The organism is Luteimonas sp. J29, assembly GCF_000472505.1.
Classification (GTDB): domain Bacteria; phylum Pseudomonadota; class Gammaproteobacteria; order Xanthomonadales; family Xanthomonadaceae; genus Luteimonas.
The window spans coordinates 453,293-470,521 of sequence record NZ_AWZR01000001.1; the positions used below are offsets into that span (position 1 = coordinate 453,293).

The 17,229-nt window shown below is 73.0% G+C and carries 17 protein-coding genes; 7 read left to right on the top strand and 10 right to left on the bottom strand.

What is annotated here, in order from left to right; translation table 11 throughout:
* The first annotated feature begins 476 nt into the window (after window positions 1-476).
* The gene (locus LUTJ29_RS0101890) at window positions 477-1,412 is read left to right on the top strand and encodes an energy transducer TonB (RefSeq protein WP_027071062.1); all 936 of its coding nucleotides are present in this window, start codon (window positions 477-479) and stop codon (window positions 1,410-1,412) included.
* Window positions 1,413-1,419: 7 nt separating this feature from the next.
* Here the strand turns inward: LUTJ29_RS0101890 and LUTJ29_RS0101895 are convergent, their stop codons facing one another.
* The 3 genes from LUTJ29_RS0101895 to trxA form a co-directional block, all read right to left on the bottom strand.
* Window positions 1,420-1,947 (bottom strand): GAF domain-containing protein, encoded by a 528-nt coding sequence (locus LUTJ29_RS0101895; RefSeq protein ID WP_186441988.1) that lies wholly within the window; start codon window positions 1,945-1,947, stop codon window positions 1,420-1,422.
* A gap of 171 nt (window positions 1,948-2,118) precedes the next feature.
* Complete coding sequence (gene rho / locus LUTJ29_RS0101900; protein WP_343122685.1) at window positions 2,119-3,864, bottom strand: transcription termination factor Rho; 1,746 nt, start codon at window positions 3,862-3,864, stop codon at window positions 2,119-2,121.
* A 229-nt stretch (window positions 3,865-4,093) separates the two neighbouring features.
* Window positions 4,094-4,420 (bottom strand): thioredoxin TrxA, encoded by a 327-nt coding sequence (gene trxA / locus LUTJ29_RS0101905; RefSeq protein WP_027071065.1) that lies wholly within the window; start codon window positions 4,418-4,420, stop codon window positions 4,094-4,096.
* A gap of 364 nt (window positions 4,421-4,784) precedes the next feature.
* Between trxA and rhlB the strand changes: the two genes are divergently transcribed.
* The 5 genes from rhlB to ung all read left to right on the top strand — a co-directional run bounded on the left by rhlB (window position 4,785) and on the right by ung (window position 9,869).
* The gene (gene rhlB / locus LUTJ29_RS0101910; RefSeq protein WP_027071066.1) at window positions 4,785-6,539 is read left to right on the top strand and encodes an ATP-dependent RNA helicase RhlB; all 1,755 of its coding nucleotides are present in this window, start codon (window positions 4,785-4,787) and stop codon (window positions 6,537-6,539) included.
* A gap of 127 nt (window positions 6,540-6,666) precedes the next feature.
* On the top strand, window positions 6,667-7,356 hold the full coding sequence (ftsE, locus tag LUTJ29_RS0101915) for a cell division ATP-binding protein FtsE (RefSeq protein ID WP_027071067.1): 690 nt from the start codon (window positions 6,667-6,669) through the stop codon (window positions 7,354-7,356).
* Window positions 7,349-8,299 (top strand): permease-like cell division protein FtsX, encoded by a 951-nt coding sequence (gene ftsX / locus LUTJ29_RS0101920; RefSeq protein ID WP_027071068.1) that lies wholly within the window; start codon window positions 7,349-7,351, stop codon window positions 8,297-8,299. The genes ftsE and ftsX overlap by 8 nt, the downstream gene beginning before the upstream one ends.
* A 5-nt stretch (window positions 8,300-8,304) precedes the next feature.
* Window positions 8,305-9,147: a response regulator gene (locus tag LUTJ29_RS0101925; protein WP_027071069.1), complete on the top strand. Its 843-nt coding sequence runs from the start codon at window positions 8,305-8,307 to the stop codon at window positions 9,145-9,147.
* Window positions 9,144-9,869: a uracil-DNA glycosylase gene (gene ung, locus LUTJ29_RS0101930; protein ID WP_027071070.1), complete on the top strand. Its 726-nt coding sequence runs from the start codon at window positions 9,144-9,146 to the stop codon at window positions 9,867-9,869. The genes LUTJ29_RS0101925 and ung overlap by 4 nt, the downstream gene beginning before the upstream one ends.
* 170 nt (window positions 9,870-10,039) lie before the next feature.
* Here the strand turns inward: ung and LUTJ29_RS0101935 are convergent, their stop codons facing one another.
* From LUTJ29_RS0101935 to aroQ, 6 genes are all read right to left on the bottom strand, one after another.
* Entirely contained in the window at window positions 10,040-10,780 is a 741-nt protein-coding gene (locus tag LUTJ29_RS0101935; RefSeq protein ID WP_051322595.1) for a copper resistance protein B, read from the bottom strand.
* A gap of 362 nt (window positions 10,781-11,142) precedes the next feature.
* Window positions 11,143-12,936 (bottom strand): copper resistance system multicopper oxidase, encoded by a 1,794-nt coding sequence (locus LUTJ29_RS0101940; RefSeq protein WP_051322596.1) that lies wholly within the window; start codon window positions 12,934-12,936, stop codon window positions 11,143-11,145.
* 88 nt (window positions 12,937-13,024) lie between these two features.
* Window positions 13,025-13,393, bottom strand: coding sequence for a CopL family metal-binding regulatory protein (locus LUTJ29_RS0101945; protein WP_027071073.1), 369 nt, complete (start codon window positions 13,391-13,393; stop codon window positions 13,025-13,027).
* A gap of 73 nt (window positions 13,394-13,466) precedes the next feature.
* Entirely contained in the window at window positions 13,467-14,834 is a 1,368-nt protein-coding gene (gene accC / locus LUTJ29_RS0101950; RefSeq protein ID WP_027071074.1) for an acetyl-CoA carboxylase biotin carboxylase subunit, read from the bottom strand.
* A gap of 10 nt (window positions 14,835-14,844) precedes the next feature.
* A complete protein-coding gene (accB, locus tag LUTJ29_RS0101955; protein ID WP_027071075.1) occupies window positions 14,845-15,330 on the bottom strand; it encodes an acetyl-CoA carboxylase biotin carboxyl carrier protein in 486 nt (161 codons plus the stop codon).
* A 41-nt stretch (window positions 15,331-15,371) separates the two neighbouring features.
* Window positions 15,372-15,821, bottom strand: coding sequence for a type II 3-dehydroquinate dehydratase (aroQ, locus tag LUTJ29_RS0101960; protein ID WP_027071076.1), 450 nt, complete (start codon window positions 15,819-15,821; stop codon window positions 15,372-15,374).
* Window positions 15,822-16,009: 188 nt separating this feature from the next.
* On the opposite strand from aroQ, the gene LUTJ29_RS0101965 reads away from it, so the two are divergent.
* Entirely contained in the window at window positions 16,010-16,627 is a 618-nt protein-coding gene (locus LUTJ29_RS0101965; RefSeq protein WP_027071077.1) for a glutathione S-transferase family protein, read from the top strand.
* A 102-nt stretch (window positions 16,628-16,729) separates the two neighbouring features.
* Here LUTJ29_RS0101965 and LUTJ29_RS15785 read toward each other — a convergent pair whose 3' ends face one another.
* On the bottom strand, window positions 16,730-17,155 hold the full coding sequence (locus LUTJ29_RS15785) for a MerR family transcriptional regulator (protein ID WP_084524536.1): 426 nt from the start codon (window positions 17,153-17,155) through the stop codon (window positions 16,730-16,732).
* Window positions 17,156-17,229: the final 74 nt, after the last annotated feature.

The following is a 17,229-nucleotide window of genomic DNA, read 5'->3' on the forward strand; positions in this document are numbered from 1 at the left end:
CCTACATCGAGGTCGGGCGGCTGGTCGATTCCACCTCCAGTCCGTTCGCATCTTATGTCGGTGGCCGTCTTCGGTATTCGCTGGATGTACCGGCTTCTCGCGAGGCGATCGCAGGGGCAATGTTTGCAGCGTCCCAACGAGGGGATGCGCGGGCGGCGGCGATGCTCGAGAGGTTCGTGGCGGACAATCCGGGCATGGATGTCGGCAGCATCGTGGCTGCCTATCAGGCGCTGAAGGCCAAAGGCGATTGAAGTTCGCCCGCCTTTCCTCTTCTGGCAGCCCATGGGACCCTCCGGATCCAATTGCCGGCTCGTTCCTGTTGGCGAGCGATCTCTGTGATCTGCGAGCGGATATTTCGCGGGAAGCATTCGTCCGGCAGCCCCCCGGGATGAGCGCGGATGGCCCCCCGGGCCGGAGGCCCCGGGCGACCCGGACGCGGCTATGATCGGTCCGGGTGGCGGCGGGGAGGATGCGCGATGCAGGGGAAGGCAAGGTCCGCCTGGTGGCGGGGACTGGCATGCGCGCTGGCGCTGCTGGTGGCGTGGGCGCCGGCTGCGCAGGCGCAACGCGGGAAGGACGCGCCGGACGATTCGGGCGTCGAGGCGAGCATGCTGGTGACCGGCAAGGTCACGATCCGGGCCGATGGCACGGTCGGGGAATGGAGCATCGACCAGCGCGAGGCGTTGCCCGCGGCGGTGGTCAACGTCATCGACGCCGCGGCGCCGGGATGGCGCTTCGAGCCGATCCTCCTCGACGGCAAGCCCGTCGCCGCAAGGGCGACGATGAGCCTGCGCCTGGTCGCCGAGCCCGAGGGCGACCGCCGGTTCCGGGTGGTGATCCGCCACGCCTACTTCGGGCGCGACGCGCTGGCCGCCGTCGGCCGGCTGCGCGAGCGCACGTCCCGGGCGGAAGAGGACGAAGGCAGCGAATGGCTGCTCCCGTTGCGACTCACCCCGCCGCCCTATCCGGAGGCGGCGGCGCGCAGCGGCGTGCAGGGCACGGTCTATCTGGTGCTGCTCGTCGACCGTAAGGGAAGCGTGCGCGACTCCATCGCCGAGCAGGTGAACCTGCGCGTCTGGAGCAGCATGCGCGAGCTCGAGCGCCTGCGGAAGATGCTGGGCCTGGCGGCGGTGGAGGCCAGCCGCCGGTGGCGCTTTCAGCCGCCCACGCGTGGCGAGCACGCGGACGCGGAACAGTGGACGGTGCGGGTGCCCGTCGAGTTCCGGCTGATGGGCGACCAGGGCCCGGAGTACGGCAAGTGGCAGGTCTATGTCCCGGGGCCGCGCACGCGCGCGCCGTGGATCATCGAGGGCATGGACGACATCGACCTCGTGCCCGACACGCTGGTCGCCGGTGGCGTCTACCAGGCAGGCATGGCCCGCAGGATGCTCGGCCAGCTGCAGGGCAACTGAAGGGCGTTCATGGGCGCCCGGCGGCGGCCAGCGCCTCCAGCCGGCGCGCGCCGCGGTCGGCGATCGCCTGCAGCGCGTGTTCGTGGTCCAGCGAGTAGAAGTCGGGCGCGGGGTGCTCGCTGTCGAGCACGCCGTGGAATGCGTCGCCGAACTGGATCGGCACCGCCAGTTCCGACAGGTTCGCCTGGTCGTCGGGCACGTAGCGCGGGTCGAAGCGCGCGTCGCCGGTGCGCTGCGGCAGGCGCAGCCGGGCGCAGCGGCCGACGATGCCCTGGCCGACGGCCAGCGTGAGCCGCGACTCGAGCACCCGGCTGGCGGCGCGCTTGGGTCCCCAGGCCGCCTGCTGGGTGAGGGTGGTGCCGCAGGGGTCGCGCAGGTAGACGACCGCGTCCGCCAGGTCGAGTTCCTTGCCGGCGAAGCCGCACAGGGTCCACGCCACGTCGGCGGGCGTGGTGGCGTGCGCGAGCAGGGTGTCGAGGGCGTCCAGGCGCGCCTGCGCGTTGGCGAGGAAGGCGGCGGCGGTGCGCGACACCACGGCAGGGTCCACGACGGGCCGGCGCGGGCGCCGTTGCCCGGAAGCGCCATGGTGCGACCGGGCGGCGCGTGAAGTCCAGAACGCCGGTCACACGGCCGCGACCGGGACAACGGAAAAGCCCCGCGTGCGCGGGGCTTTCCATCGTGCCATCGTGCCGGGCCGGATCGGGCCTCAGCGCTTCATCGAGGCGAAGAACTCGTCGTTGGACTTCGTGCTCTTCATCTTGTCGAGCAGGAATTCCATCGCCGCGATCTCGTCCATCGGGTGCAGCAGCTTGCGCAGGATCCAGATCTTCTGCAGCAGCTCCGGCTCGATCAGCAGGTCCTCGCGGCGGGTGCCGGAGAGGTTGACCGCGATCGCCGGGTACACGCGCTTCTCGGCGATGCGGCGGTCCAGGTGCACTTCGGAGTTGCCGGTGCCCTTGAACTCCTCGTAGATCACCTTGTCCATCGCGCTGCCGGTGTCGACCAGGGCGGTGGCGATGATGGTCAGCGAGCCGCCCTCCTCGACGTTGCGCGCGGCGCCGAAGAAGCGCTTCGGGCGGTGCAGGGCGTTGGCGTCGACGCCGCCGGTGAGCACCTTGCCCGAGGACGGCACCACGTTGTTGTAGGCGCGGGCCAGGCGGGTGATCGAGTCGAGCAGGATCACCACGTCCTTCTTGTGCTCGACCAGGCGCTTGGCGCGCTCGATCACCATCTCGGCGACCTGCACGTGGCGCGCGGCGGGCTCGTCGAAGGTCGAGGACACGACCTCGCCGCGCACGGTGCGCTGCATCTCGGTCACTTCCTCGGGGCGCTCGTCCACCAGCAGCACGATCAGGTGCACTTCCGGGTGGTTGGTGGTGATCGCGGTCGCGATCTGCTGCATGAGCATGGTCTTGCCGGCCTTGGGCGGCGAGACGATCAGCGAGCGCTGGCCCTTGCCCTGCGGCGCCATCAGGTCGAGGATGCGGCCGGCGATGTCCTCGGAGGAGCCGTCGCCGCGCTCGAGCTTGAAGCGCTTGCGCGGGAACAGCGGGGTCAGGTTCTCGAACAGCACCTTGCCCTTGCTGGCTTCCGGCGGCTCGCCGTTGATGGTGTCGACCACGTTGAGCGCGAAGTAGCGCTCGCCGTCCTTCGGCCAGCGGATGCGGCCGGACAGGTGGTCGCCGGTGCGCAGGTTGAAGCGGCGGATCTGGCTGGGCGAGATGTAGACGTCGTCCGGGCCGGCCAGGTAGCTGGCCTCGGCGCCGCGCAGGAAGCCGAAGCCGTCGGGCAGGATCTCCAGCACGCCGTCGGCCTGCACGCCCTCGCTGGTGCGGGTGAGCACCTTGAGCAGGGCGAAGATCACGTCCTGCTTGCGGGCGCGGGCCACGCCTTCGATGTTGAGCTGCTCGGCGATGTCGAGCAGCTTGTGCGCCGGCATCCGCTTCAGGTCGCCCAGCGTGTACTGCGGGAAGCCCTCGGGGATGCTCGGCGGCGGCAGGCGGTGCGCCTGCTGGTCGCCGTTGCCGTCGTCCTGGGGCAGGCCGCTGTCGCGGTGGCGGTCGCGCTGGCGGTCGCGGCGGTTGCGGAAGCGGTCGCGGCGGCTGCCGCCCGCGTTGCCGCCGGGGTTGCCGTTGTTGTTGCGGTTGCCGTCATTCGGCTGCTGGCGCTGCTGCTGTCCGCCCTCGGCCTGCGCGCCTTCGCCGCCGGACTGGGCCTGCGGCTGCTGGGGCTGCGCGGCCGCCGGCGCGGGCGTCGCGGCCGGGGGGGCGGATGCGGGGGCGGGCGCGGACTCCTGCGGCCGCGGATCGGCCGGCGGCGGGGAGTCGAACAGCTTCGGGGTGTCGGCGTCGGGGGCGGACTCGGCCTTGCGGGGAGCGCGGGCGGCAGTCTTGCGCACGCGCTTGGTGGCGGTGCCGCCGTCGTCGGGGGTGTTGTCGGACAAGTGCGAAATCCTCGCTAGCTGCGAGCGCCCTGGAACGGGCGGGAAGGAAAGAAACGGGAAGCGTTGCAGACGGGGTGCGGCGCGTTGGTCCACGCCGGAGACGCCAAAACTAACACCGGGCGAGGGCCACGGCAAGGGCGCCGGTGGCGCCGTTCAGCGGCCGCGCGGGGCGCCGGGGACCGCCGCGGCCCGGGGCGCCGGCGCCACGGTGGGCGAGCCGGCGCCTCGGCGTCGGGGGTCAGAGCGCCTTGTCGATGACCTGCGCCAGCTGGGCCTTGCCCACGGCGCCGATCTGGGTGGCCTGGACCTGGCCGTCCTTGAACAGCAGCAGCATCGGGATCGAGCGCACGTGGTAGCGCATCGCGGTGGCGCGGTTCTCGTCGACGTTGACCTTGGCGATCTTGACCCGCCCGGCGTACTCGTCGGCCAGCTCGTCCAAGGCAGGCGCGATCATCTTGCACGGCCCGCACCACGGCGCCCAGAAGTCGACCAGCACCGGCTCCGGGGACTGCAGCACGGTGGCATCGAAATCGGCGTCGGTGGCGTGGATCACGTGTTCGCTCACGGAAGGGCTCCTGGAAGGGGTGGGGAGGCGGCCGGTCGGGCGGCCGCGGGATGGATGGTAAACTTGGGTGATTCGCGGCCCAACTCAAGGGCCACCCGACCGGGAACCCCCGGGGCGCCCCACGCGTCCCTGGTCCGCGAGCCCCCGGGCACGCGCCTCGCGGCGCCGTCCCGATTCCAAGGCAGTCTGCGATGCGGGCGCCGTCCACGCAAGCTCCAGAGCGCGTCATGCAGTCCGAAGCACTTCCCAGCCCGTTTGGGTCGCCGCGATGCGGCGACAGGTCCCGCAGCGCGGCGACCCAAGCGGACCGGGAGCTGCTTCCAGGCACGTGGCGGCAGCGGGAGCCGCACCCAAGATCCCATCCATGAGCGACAAGCCACTTACCGACGTCACCTTCTCCAGCTTCGAACTGCACCCGGCCCTGCTGGCCGGCCTCGAGGCGGCGGGATTCACCCGCTGCACCCCCATCCAGGCCCTGACCCTGCCGATCACCCTGGCCGGGCGCGACGTCGCCGGCCAGGCCCAGACCGGCACCGGCAAGACCCTGGCCTTCCTCGTCACCGTCATCAACCGCCTGCTGACCAGGCCGGCGCTGGCCGAGCGCAAGCCGGAGGATCCGCGCGCGCTGATCCTGGCCCCGACCCGCGAGCTCGCGATCCAGATCCACAAGGACGCGGTGAAGTTCGCCTCCGACCTGGGCCTGAAGTTCGCCCTCGTCTACGGCGGCGTGGACTACGACAAGCAGCGCGCCCAGCTGCAGGCCGGCGCCGACGTCATCATCGCCACCCCCGGCCGCCTGATCGACTACGTCAAGCAGCACAAGGTGGTGAGCCTGCACGCGTGCGAGGTGTGCGTGCTCGACGAGGCCGACCGCATGTTCGACCTCGGCTTCATCAAGGACATCCGCTTCCTGCTGCGGCGCATGCCGATCCGCACCGAGCGCCAGACCCTGCTGTTCAGCGCCACCCTGAGCCACCGCGTGCTCGAGCTGGCCTACGAGCACATGAACGAGCCGGAGAAGGTGGTGGTGGAGGCCGAGACGGTCACCGCCGCGCGCGTGCGCCAGAAGCTGTACTACCCGGCCGACGAGGAGAAGCTGCCGCTGCTGCTGGGCCTGCTCTCGCGCAGCGAGGGCGCCCGCACGATGGTGTTCGTCAACACCAAGGTATACGTGGAGCGGGTGGCGCGCGCGCTGGAGAAGGCCGGCTACCGGGTCGGCGTGCTCTCGGGCGACGTGCCGCAGAAGAAGCGCGAGTCGCTGCTGCGCAAGTTCCAGGCCGGGCAGCTCGAGATCCTGGTCGCCACCGACGTGGCCGCGCGCGGCCTGCACATCGAGGGCGTCAGCCACGTCTACAACTACGACCTGCCGTTCGACGCCGAGGACTACGTGCACCGCATCGGGCGCACCGCGCGCCTGGGCGCCGAGGGCGACGCGATCAGCTTCGCCTGCGAGCGCTACGCGATCGGCCTGCCCGACATCGAGGCCTACATCGGGCAGAAGATCCCGTCCGAGCCGGTCACGCCAGACCTGCTGGTGCCGGTGCCGCGCCAGCCGCGCGCGGCGGTGCCCGCCGACGCCGGCGACGACGACGACGGCGACAGCATCGGCGAGATCTACCGCGAGGTGCGCGAGGCGCGCGCGGCCGAGGACGCCAGGCGCGGCCGGCCCCCGCGCGGCGGTGGCGGCGGCCGCGGCGGCCCGCGCCGCGAAGGCGAGGGCGAGCGTTCGCGCAGCCGTCGTCCGCGTGGCCCGAAGCCGGATGCCGTGGCTGCGGCCGAAGGCGCCGCACCGGCGCAGGAAGCCGCGGCGCCCGCCGCCGCCCGGCCCGCGGTCGACGCGGCCGGCGCGGTGGCCGCCGCGATGCCGGACGAGTCGCGCCCGCCGCGCAAGCGGCGTCGCCGTCGCCGCGGCAAGCGCATCGACGGTGCGGACGCCGCCGCCAATGGCGGCAGCCAGGCGCGCGAGGGCGTGCAGTCGCCTGCCCAGGGCGCGCCGGCGCGGCAGAAGCCCGCGGCGCGGCCCGCCGAGCCGGCGAAGGAGCGCTCGCCTTCGCTGATCTCGCGCATCGGCGCGCGCCTGCGCCGCCTCGTGGGTCGCGCGCCGCAGGGCCAGCACTGACCGGAGCGCGCCCGCCGCCCCCGGTGGAGTGACGGGCGCCGCGGCGACCGCACCGCAACGTGCGCGCGGTCGCGAAGCCCGCGCGCGGCCGGGTCGTGCGCGGTCCAGTTCTGCGATACTCCGGGCCATGGCCGTCCTGCGCTTCGACCGCGTCAGCAAGCAGTATTCGGGTGGGCGCGTCGCGCTGTCCGAAGTGAGCTTCGACGTGGCCGAGGGCGAGATGCTGTTCCTCACCGGCCACTCCGGCGCGGGCAAGAGCACCCTGCTCAGGCTGGTCCACCTGTCCGAGCGCCCGAGCCGCGGCACGGTGCTGTTCAACGACCGCAACCTGCTCAAGGTGGGCGGCCGGCGCGTGGCCCTGCACCGGCGCGAGGTCGGCGTGGTGTTCCAGGACCACTGCCTGCTCGCCGACCGCAGCGTGTTCGACAACGTCGCCCTGCCGCTGGTCCTGCGCGGCCTGCGCCGGGCCGAGATCGGCCGGCGCGTGCGCGCCGTGCTCGAGCGCCTGGGCCTGGGCGACCGCGAGCGCGCGCTGCCGGCGCAGCTCTCGGCCGGCGAGCAGCAGCGCGTGGGCATCGCCCGCGCCGTGGTCGGCGAGCCGCGCCTGCTGGTGGCCGACGAGCCCACCGGCAACCTCGACCCCACCCTCGCCGCCGAGATCATGGCGCTGTTCGCCTCGCTGCCCGAGCGCGGCACCAGCGTGATGGTGGCCAGCCACGACCTGCGCCTGGTCAAGCGGATGAAGAAGCGGGTGCTGGTGCTCGACCACGGCCGGCTGGTGGACGACATCGCGCCGGAGGACCTGGCCGATGAGTGATCCGCGCGCGACGGTGCCGCTGAGGCCGCCGTCCCCGCTCCGCACCTGGATCGACCACCATGGCTACAGCCTGGTGGCGAGCCTGGGCCGGGTGTTCGACCGGCCGTGGGCCGCGCTGCTGACGATCGCGGTGATGGCGCTGTCGCTGGCGCTGCCGCTGGGCCTGGCGCTGGTGCTGTCGAACCTGGAGCGGCTGGCGGGCAACGTCGAGCGTTCGCGCGAGATCACCGTGTTCCTGCGCGAGGACGTGGACGACGCCCGCGCCGCCGCGCTGGCCGGCGAGCTGCGCGGCAACGGGGCGGTCGCCTCGGTGCGGCACGTGACGCCGCAGGAAGGGCTGGAGTCGCTGCGCGCGGATCCCGCGCTGGCCGGCGTGATCGACGCGGTCGGCGACGAGAACCCGCTGCCGCACGCGCTGGTGGTCACGCCGGCGGGCGACGAGCTGGCCCTGGCCGGCTGGCTGCGCGAGCTGCCCCCGGTCGAGCTGGTGCAGCACGACGCGCAGTGGCGCCAGCGGCTCGACACCTGGCTGCGCTTCGGCGCCCGCGTGGCCTGGGTGCTGGCCGCGCTGTTCGGGCTCGGCGCGCTGCTCGTGGTCGGCAACACGGTGCGGCTGGACATCCAGTCGCGGCGCGAGGAAATCGGCGTACTGCAGCTGCTCGGCGCCACGGACGGCTTCATCCGCCGCCCCTTCCTGTACCTGGGCGCGTGGTACGGCCTGGGCGCCGGCGCGCTCGCGGTGGCGTTGCTGGCCGGCGCCGGCGCGGCGCTGGCCGGGCCGCTGGCCGAACTCGCCGCCAGCTACGGCAGCCGGTTCGCGCTGGCCGGCATCGACCTTCCGTGGACGCTCGCCGTACTGGCCGGCTCGACCGCGCTGGGCTGGCTCGGCGCCGGCCTCGTGACCGGGCACTTCCTGCGCCAGACGCGCCCCACCGGAACCTGACCGGCATGATCTCGCACGACCTGCGCCATCTCGACACCGACAACCCCTGCGTGCTGGTGGTGGACGGCTCCAAGCTGGTGCGCAAGCTGATCCACGCGGTACTGCAGAAGGAACTGCCCGGCGTGCGCGTGGCCGAGGCCGGCAGCGTGGCCGAGGCCAACGCGGCGCTCGCCGCCGGTCCGGTGGACCTGGTGACCACCGCGCTGGTGCTGCCCGACGGCGACGGCCTGCAGGTGGCGCGCGCGGTGCGCGAGGCCGGCGGCCAGCGCTACGTGCCGGTGATCGTGATCTCCGGCGACGTGCAATCGCACCTGGAGGACCGGCGCTTCACCGAGGACGTCACCGACTACTTCGACAAGGGGCTCGGCCACAACGCGCTGGCCGCGTTCATCCGCGGCTACGTGCAGCCCGAGCCGATCCCCGACGCGCACGTGCTCTACATCGAGGACAGCCGCACGGTGGCGGTCGCGATCCGGCGCCTGCTCGAAGCGCACCAGATGCGCGTCACCCACGTCACCACCGCCGAGGACGCGATCGCCTACCTCGAGGCCTACGTGGGCACCGAGGCCGCGCCGGGCGCGGACCTGGTGCTGACCGACCTCTACCTCAAGGGCGAGCTCGACGGCCGCGACGTGCTCGACCGGATCCGCAACGCCATGGGCTACGGCAAGCGCCGGTTGCCGGTGCTGGTGATGACCGGCGACGACAACCGCGACAACCAGGCCGCGCTGCTGCGCCAGGGCGCCAACGACCTGGTGCTCAAGCCGATCGAGGAACGCCTGCTCGCGACCAAGGCCCTGTTCCAGCTGCGCCTGTCGCGGCTGCCGGTCCATCCGCTGCAGGTATGAGCGACGCGCTGCGGCTCGAACCCTCGTGGAAGGCGCGCGTGGGCGAGTGGTTCGCGCGCGAGGACATGCGCGCGCTGTCGGCGTTCCTGCGCCAGCGCAAGGCGGCCGGCGCGCGGATCTACCCGCCCGGCCGGCAGATCTTCGCGGCGTTCGACGCCACCCCGTTCGATGCGGTCAAGGTGGTGGTCCTCGGCCAGGACCCGTACCACGGCCCCGGCCAGGCGCACGGGTTGTGCTTCTCGGTGGCGCCGGGCGTGCCGGTGCCGCCGTCGCTGCAGAACATGTACAAGGAACTCGAGCGCGACCTCGGCATCGCGCCGCCCGACCACGGCTGGCTGCTGCCGTGGGCGCGCCGGGGCGTGCTGCTGCTCAACGCGGTGCTCACCGTCGAGGACGGACGTCCCGGCGCGCACCAGGGCCGCGGCTGGGAGGGCTTCACCGACCACGTGGTGGACGTGCTCAATCGCGAGCGCGAAGGCCTGGTGTTCATGCTCTGGGGCAGTTACGCGCAGAAGAAGGGCGCGATCGTCGATGCGCGCCGGCACTGCGTGCTGCGCACCACCCATCCCTCGCCGCTGTCGGCGCACCGCGGGTTCCTGGGCTGCGGGCACTTCTCCAAGGCCAACCGTTACCTCGCCTCGCGCGGGCTGGCGCCGATCGACTGGTCGCTGCCGCGGAGGGCGGAGCTCGACGCGTGGGACGCGGAGGCGGGTCGCGGCTGAAGCCGCTCCTACACCGGTCCTGCTGTAGGAGCGGCTTCAGCCGCGACCCGATTGCACCAGGAGTCGAGAACGCGACGCCCGGACCCGTTCGCGCGCCCTCGCCCCGGCATCGGACCGGCGGCCGCCTTCCGTTCGGGCCGAACCGGAAACCCCGGAGGACGCTCCTCGCCTCAGAACCAGATCCGCACCCCCGCCACCACGCGCGTCTCCCGCGCGTGCCCGCCAACGGCTTCGCGTGCCCGCGCCGCGGCCCCGAACGCGCGCTCGTGCACCACGCCGACATAGGGCGCGAAGCGGCGGGTCACCTCGTAGCGCAGGCGCAGGCCCGCTTCGGCCGTCGACAGGCCGCGGCCGGTGCCGCGGGCCTGGTCGTCGCGGGCGTCGAGTTCCAGTTCCAGCGAAGGCTGCAGCACCAGGCGGTTGGTGAAGCGCAGGTCGTACTCGGCTTCCAGCTCCGCGGACAGGCCGCCCGCGCCCAGGTAGGCGGTGGCCGAGACCTCGAACATGTACGGGGCGAGGCCCCGCACGCCGAGCGCGGCGCGCGTGCGCGGCTCGCCGGGACGGATGTCGTGGCGCATGCCGGCGAACACGTCCCACCAGCGCGCGACGGCGCGCGAGGCCTGCAGCTCGACGTGCGACGCGGTGGTGCGTCCGCCGGCGCGTTCGCCGCCGCCGCGCAGCCACAGGCGGTGGATGTCGCCACCGGTCGAAGCACTGGCGTCCCACGCGGCGCCGTGCTGGCCGTCGTCCTCCCAGCCCTCCAGGCGGTGCAGGGTCACCCGCGTGTAGCGCGCGGGCGCATGCACCATGCCCGCGTGCGCGAGCACGGGGAAGGCGGCCGCGCGGTCGACGTCGGTGACCGGCGGGACCGGCTCGCGCGGCATCGCCGCCGCGGGCGCGCAGTGGCCCATCGCGGCGTGCTCCGGCGTGCAGCCGGCCGGTGCGGGTGCGGGCGTGCAATGCCCCATCGCCGCGTGCCCGGGGCTGCAGGGCGCCGGGGGCGTCGGCGTCGCGGGCGGCGTGCAGTGCCCCATTGCAGCATGATCAGGGCTGCAGGCAGGCGACGCCGGCGGATCCACTCGCGTGGGCGTGCAGTGGCCCATCGCGGCGTGCTCAGGCGAACACGTGGTGGCCGTGCGTGGGTCCGCGGCGGGCGGCGGCGTCGCGTCGTGCGGCGGGTGCTGCGGCGGCGAGGCATGGACGGAATGCCGGGCGGTGGCCTGCCCGGCGACGCCCAGCAGCAGCGTGACGGCGATGGCATGGGCGAAGCGCTTCATGCGCGTTCCTCCACGCGCACCTCGCGCATCATGCCCGCCTCCATGTGGTAGAGCAGGTGGCAGTGGTAGGCCCAGCGGCCGAGCGCGTCGGCGCGCACGCGGTAGCTGCGGCGCGTGCCCGGCGGCATGTCCACGGTGTGCTTGCGCACCATGAAGGCGCCGTTCGCGTCCTCCAGGTCGCTCCACAGGCCGTGCAGGTGGATCGGGTGCTGCATCATCGTGTCGTTGACCAGCACGATTCGCATGCGCTCGCCGTAGTTGAGCCGCAGCGGCTCGGCGCTGGCGAAGGGAATGCCGTCGAACGACCAGGCGAACTTCTCCATGTGCCCGGTCAGGTGCAGCTCCACCGTGCGGCCGGGCTCGCGGCCGTCGGGGTCGTCGAACAGGCTGCGCAGGTCGGCGTAGGCGAGCACGCGGCGGCCGTTGCCGCGCAGGCCGATGCCCGGGTCGTCCAGGCGCGGCGCGGGGGCCATGGTCTGCATGTCGACCAGCGGATTGCCGGCTTCGCTGGCCGGGTGCGATTGCATGCCGTGGCCGGCGTGCGCGCCGTGCCCCGCGCCATGCGACATGGCCGCGCCGCAGGCGCCTTCGGCCATGTGTGCGCCGCATGCGCCCTCGGCCGGCGCACCGTGGCCGCCGTGTCCCATGTCCTGCATCGTCAGCAGCGGGCGCGGATCGACCGCGGGCACCGGCGCCTCCAGCCCTGCGCGCACGGCGAGCGTGCCGCGCGCGTGGCCGGTGCGCCCCAGGTCCTGGGCGAAGATGGTGTAGGCGTCCTGGCCGGACGGCTCGACGATCACGTCGTAGGTCTCGGCGGTGGCGATGCGCAGTTCGTCGACGCTGACCGGGTGCACGTACTGGCCGTCGGCGGCCACCACGGTCATCTTCAGCCCGGGGATGCGCAGGTCGAAGTGGGTCATCGCCGAGGCGTTGATCAGGCGCAGCAGCACCTTCTCGCCCGGGCGGAACTGGCCGGTCCAGTTGCCTGCCGGCGACCGGCCGTTCACCAGGTAGGTGTAGGTGTGGCCGTTGACGTCGGACAGGTCGCTCGGCGTCATCCGCATCCGGCCCCAGGCCGCGCGGTCGGCGAGCGTGGCGCGCAGTCCGTGCTCGCGCGCGTCGCGCAGGAAGTCGCCGACGGTGGGCTTGTACCAGTTGTCGTGGTGCGGCGCCTTCTTCAGGCGCCGGAACAGCGCGGCCGGGTCGAGGTCGGTCCAGTCCGAGAGCAGCACCACGTGCTCGCGGTCCCAGTGGTAGGGCGGCGGTTCGCGCGGGTCGACGACGATCGCGCCGTACAGGCCCGCCTGCTCCTGGAACAGCGAATGGCTGTGGTACCAGTAGGTGCCGGCCTGGCGCAGGGTGAAGCGGTACAGGTACGACTCGCCCGGCAGGATGCCGTCGAAGCTCATGCCCGGCACGCCGTCCATGTTGGCCGGCAACAGGATGCCGTGCCAGTGGATCGAGGTCGGCACGTCGCGCAGGCGGTTGCGTACGCGCAGGGTCACCGTGTCGCCCTCGCGCCAGCGCAGCACCGGTGCGGGCAGGCGGCCGTTGACGGTGATCGCCGGGCGCGGCCGTCCGGTGATGTCGACGATCGAGGCGCCGATGTCGAGCTGGAATTCGCGCCCGGACAGGACGCCGGGCGATGCGGCTTCACCGGCGTCGCGCGCGTGTGCAGGCAGGCGCGCGGTGCCCGCGGCGAGGGCGGCGGTGCCCAGGCACAGGCCCTGGACGAAGCGGCGGCGGCCGGACGACGGCGGCGCCGACGGCAATTGCAGCGGGTGGTGCATGGCGGACTCCGCGGCGCGCGTGCGCGCCGGCTGGCAGGGAGGTCGGCGCGCGGATGCCGCGCGCGATCAGGTGGCCCGCAGGCGCCGCTCAGCCGATGGGAGGACGCAGGGGCGGCCCGGCGTGCACCGGACCACGCTGCGACTGGCCGGTCGCAGCGGGGAGCGGGGCCTGCACGGTCGCGGGCAATGCAGGCGGAGCCGGGAGCATGGCCACGCCGTGCTGCAGGCACAGCTCCAGACAGCGCTCGAGGCAGTCCCCGTCCGGTGCGGCCGGCGCCTCGCGCTCCAGCATGGCCGCGTCGTGGCAGCCGTGCCCGGCCTGCGCCTCCACGGACGCCGGCCGCGGCGCGTCGACCGCCACGCGCGCCAGCGCCAGGTGCGTGCCGGCGACCGCCGGGCCGAGCGTGTCGACCAGCAGGCACAGGCACAGCAGCAGGCGCAGGAAGGAGGCGGTCACCGGCGGCGGGGGGCAGGGCGTACGGCGAGGATAGCGCGACGCGCCGCGACCGTCCCGGCCGCGGCGGCCCGGTTCAGCCGATGCCCAGCGGCCGTTCCTTGCGTTCGGCCAGCCGCTTCTCGAGGTAGTGGATGTTCTGGCCGCCGGCCTGGAAGCCGCCGTCGGCCATGATCCGCTGGTGCAGCGGGATGTTGGTGCGGATGCCGTCGATCACCATCTCCGACAGCGCCACGCGCATGCGCGCGATCGCCTGCTCGCGGTCGGCGCCGTGCACGATCAGCTTGCCGATCATCGAGTCGTAGTTCGGCGGCACCGTGTAGCCCTCGTAGATGTGCGAGTCCACGCGCACGCCCGGGCCGCCCGGGGCGTGGAAGTGCTGGATCAGGCCCGGCGAGGGCAGGAAGGTCTCCGGGTCCTCGGCGTTGATGCGGCACTCGATCGCGTGCCCGCGCAGGACCACGTCCTCCTGCCGGATCGACAGCTTCTGCCCGGACGCGATCCTGAGCTGCTCGCGGATCAGGTCGATGCCGGTGACCATCTCGGTGACCGGGTGCTCGACCTGGATGCGGGTGTTCATCTCGATGAAGTAGAAGCGCCCGTTCTCGTACAGGAACTCGAACGTGCCCGCGCCGCGGTAGCCGATGCGCAGGCAGGCCTCGACGCACACCCGGCCGATCTCCTCGCGCTGCTCGGGCGTGATGCCCGGCGCCGGCGCTTCCTCCACCACCTTCTGGTGGCGGCGCTGCATCGAGCAGTCGCGCTCGCCCAGGTGGATGGCGTTGCCCTGGCCGTCGGCGAGCACCTGGATCTCCACGTGGCGCGGGTTTTCCAGGAACTTCTCCATGTAGACCATGTCGTTGCCGAACGCGGCCTTGGCTTCCTGCTTGGTGGTGGCGATGGCGTTGATGAGCGCGGCCTCGGTGTGGACCACGCGCATGCCGCGCCCGCCGCCGCCGCCGGCCGCCTTCACGATCACCGGGTAGCCGATCTCGGCGGCGATCCTGGTGTTGGTCGCGGCATCGTCGCCGAGCGGGCCGCCGCTGCCGGGCACGCAGGGCACGCCGGCGGCCTTCATCGCCCGGATCGCCTCGACCTTGTCGCCCATCAGGCGGATGGTCTCGGCCTTCGGGCCGATGAAGATGAAGCCGGACTGCTCGACGCGCTCGGCGAAGTCGGCGTTCTCGCTCAGGAAGCCGTAGCCGGGATGGATGGCCTGCGCGTCGGTGACCTCGGCCGCGGCGATGATCGCCGGCATGTCGAGGTAGCTGCGGTTGGACGGCGCCGGGCCGATGCACACCGACTCGTCGGCCATCGCGACGTGCTTGAGGTTGCGGTCGACGGTGGAGTGGACCGCGACCGTGCGGATGCCCAGCGCGTGGCACGCGCGCAGGATGCGCAGCGCGATTTCGCCGCGGTTGGCGATGACGACCTTGTCCAGCATGGCGGCCGCCTCAGCCGATCACGAACAGCGGCTGGTCGAACTCCACCGGCTGGCCGTTCTCCACGGCGATCGCCAGGATGGTGCCGGAGGCGTCGGCCTCGATCGGGTTGAACATCTTCATCGCCTCGATGATGCCCAGGGTGTCGCCGACCTTGACCGTCTGCCCGACGGTGACGAACGCCGGCTTGTCCGGCGCCGGCGAGGCGTAGAAGGTGCCGACCATGGGCGAGGTGACCACGTGGCCCTCGGGCAGGCCGGGCGCCGCGGGTTCGGGCGCGGCCTGGCGGCCGCCGGTGGGGCCGTCGACCGGCGAGAGCATCGGCATCACCGGCTCGCGCGGCGCGGCCTGGGCGGCGGGCGCCGGCGCGTAGGCCACCGGGGCGGCGCTGCTGCCGCGCGAGAGGCGGACGGATTCCTCGCCCTCGCGGATTTCGATTTCGGCCAGGTTCGACTCCTCGAGCAACTCGATGAGCTTCTTGAGCTTGCGCAGGTCCATGGATGGCCTCTGGTGGGACTACCGGAAACGGGGAACGGGGCTCAGTCGCCGGCCGGTGCCAGGCGGCGCAGGGCGGCGTCGAGCGCGTAGGAGTAACTGTCCGCGCCGAACCCGCAGACCACCCCCACCGCCTTGTCGCTGAAGTAGCTGTGCTGGCGGAAGGGTTCGCGGGCGTGGGGGTTGGACAGGTGGATCTCGATGAACGGGATCGCGACCGCGGCCAGCGCGTCGCGGATGGCCACGCTGGTGTGGGTGAACGCGGCCGGGTTGATCAGGATGAAGGCGGTGCCGTCCCCGCGCGCGGCCTGGATCCGCTCGACCAGGACGTGCTCGGCGTTGGACTGCAGGCTCTCGAGCTGGTGGCCGGCGGCGGCGGCGCGTTCGCGCAGGGCGGCGTCGATGTCGGCCAGCGTGGTGCGCCCGTAGACCTCCGGCTCGCGGGTGCCGAGCAGGTTGAGGTTGGGGCCGTGCAGGAGCAGCAGTCGGGCCATCGCAGGGTCGGGGCAAAACAGGCGCGCAGTCTGGCGCAAGCGCCGGATCGTGTCCAGTTCGGCGAAGTTTGCCGGATTTAAGCGGGTGTTTGAGTTTCCGTTCCGTCAAGGGGGCGGCCGGGCCAGGGCCGTGTCGATCCCGGGCCCGCCCGTTCGACGTTCCGGGGAATCCCCCGGAATGGCCGCCGATGACCGCACCCGACACGCTCTACTACTCGCACAACCTCAATCCCCGGGTCGCCGTCGCCGTGGCCCGGCACCTGCGCGCGCCGCTGCGCTTCGTCCGGGCCGAGCCGATGGGCCGCGACCGGGAGGCGTTCCGGGCGATCAATCCCAACACCCGGGTTCCGGTGCTGGTGGAACCGGCGCTCACCCTGTGGGAGACCGACGCCATCGCCATGCGCCTGGCCGCCCGCTTCGCCCCGGACTTCTGGCCGGGGCGGCGGCGCGAGGAAGTGATGATGTGGGTGAGCTGGAGCGCCCACCATTTCACCCGCTGGGCCGGCGACCTCTACTTCGAGCGGATCATCGGCCCGCGCTACCTGTCGCGCCCCACGGACGAGGCCCTGGCGGCGGCCGCGCAGGCCGAACTGGCGTCGTTCGCCGCCGTCCTCGACCAGGCCCTGGCCGGCCGCGACTGGCTGGTCGGAGACGCGCCCACCTACGCCGACTTCCGGGTGGCGTCGGCGCTGCCGTTCGCGGCCGAGGCGGGGATCGACCTGGCGCCGTGGGCGCACGTGCGCGCCTGGCACGCGCGGCTGGCGCAGTTCGAGGCCTGGCGGGACCCGTTCGCCGGCCTGGAGTGAGGGGCGCGCGCCAGCGGGCGCCGGGCGCCGCGGACGTCTGGACGTCGGCGCCGGGCCGGGCCTGCCGGGCCGCGCGTTGGGCGTCGGCGGCGTCCGCGGGATTCAGGCGGGCGTCCGCGTCGATGCCCGTCCGCCTTGGCCCGCCGCCCGCCGGCGTGGCGGCCGCGCCGGCGCGCCTGCGTCGAGTTCGTGCAGGTAGCTGGCCACGATGGCGCGGCTCTCGCGCAGGGTTCGCAGCTGCGCGTCCAGCTCGGCGACCGCCTGACGCAGGGTCTCGCGGATCTCGTCGCAGCCTTCGAACAGCGGGCCGTCGCCCGTGCGCATGCACGGCAGCAGGCGGCGGATGGCCTCGACCGTGAGGCCGGACGCGCCGAGCAGGCGGATGCGCCGGGCGGCCTCGAGTTCGGCCTCGCCGTAGTCGCGGTACCCGGACGCGGTGCGTGCCGGGCGCAGCAGGCCGGCCTCCTCGTAGTAGCGCAGCATGCGCGCGCTGAGGCCGCTGCGGCGTGCCAGCTCGCCGATCCTCATCGCTGGCTCCAGGGTTGACCTTGACAGTGCTGTCAAAGTCTAGCATCCGCGCCCCCACCCCTGGAGGAGCGTGC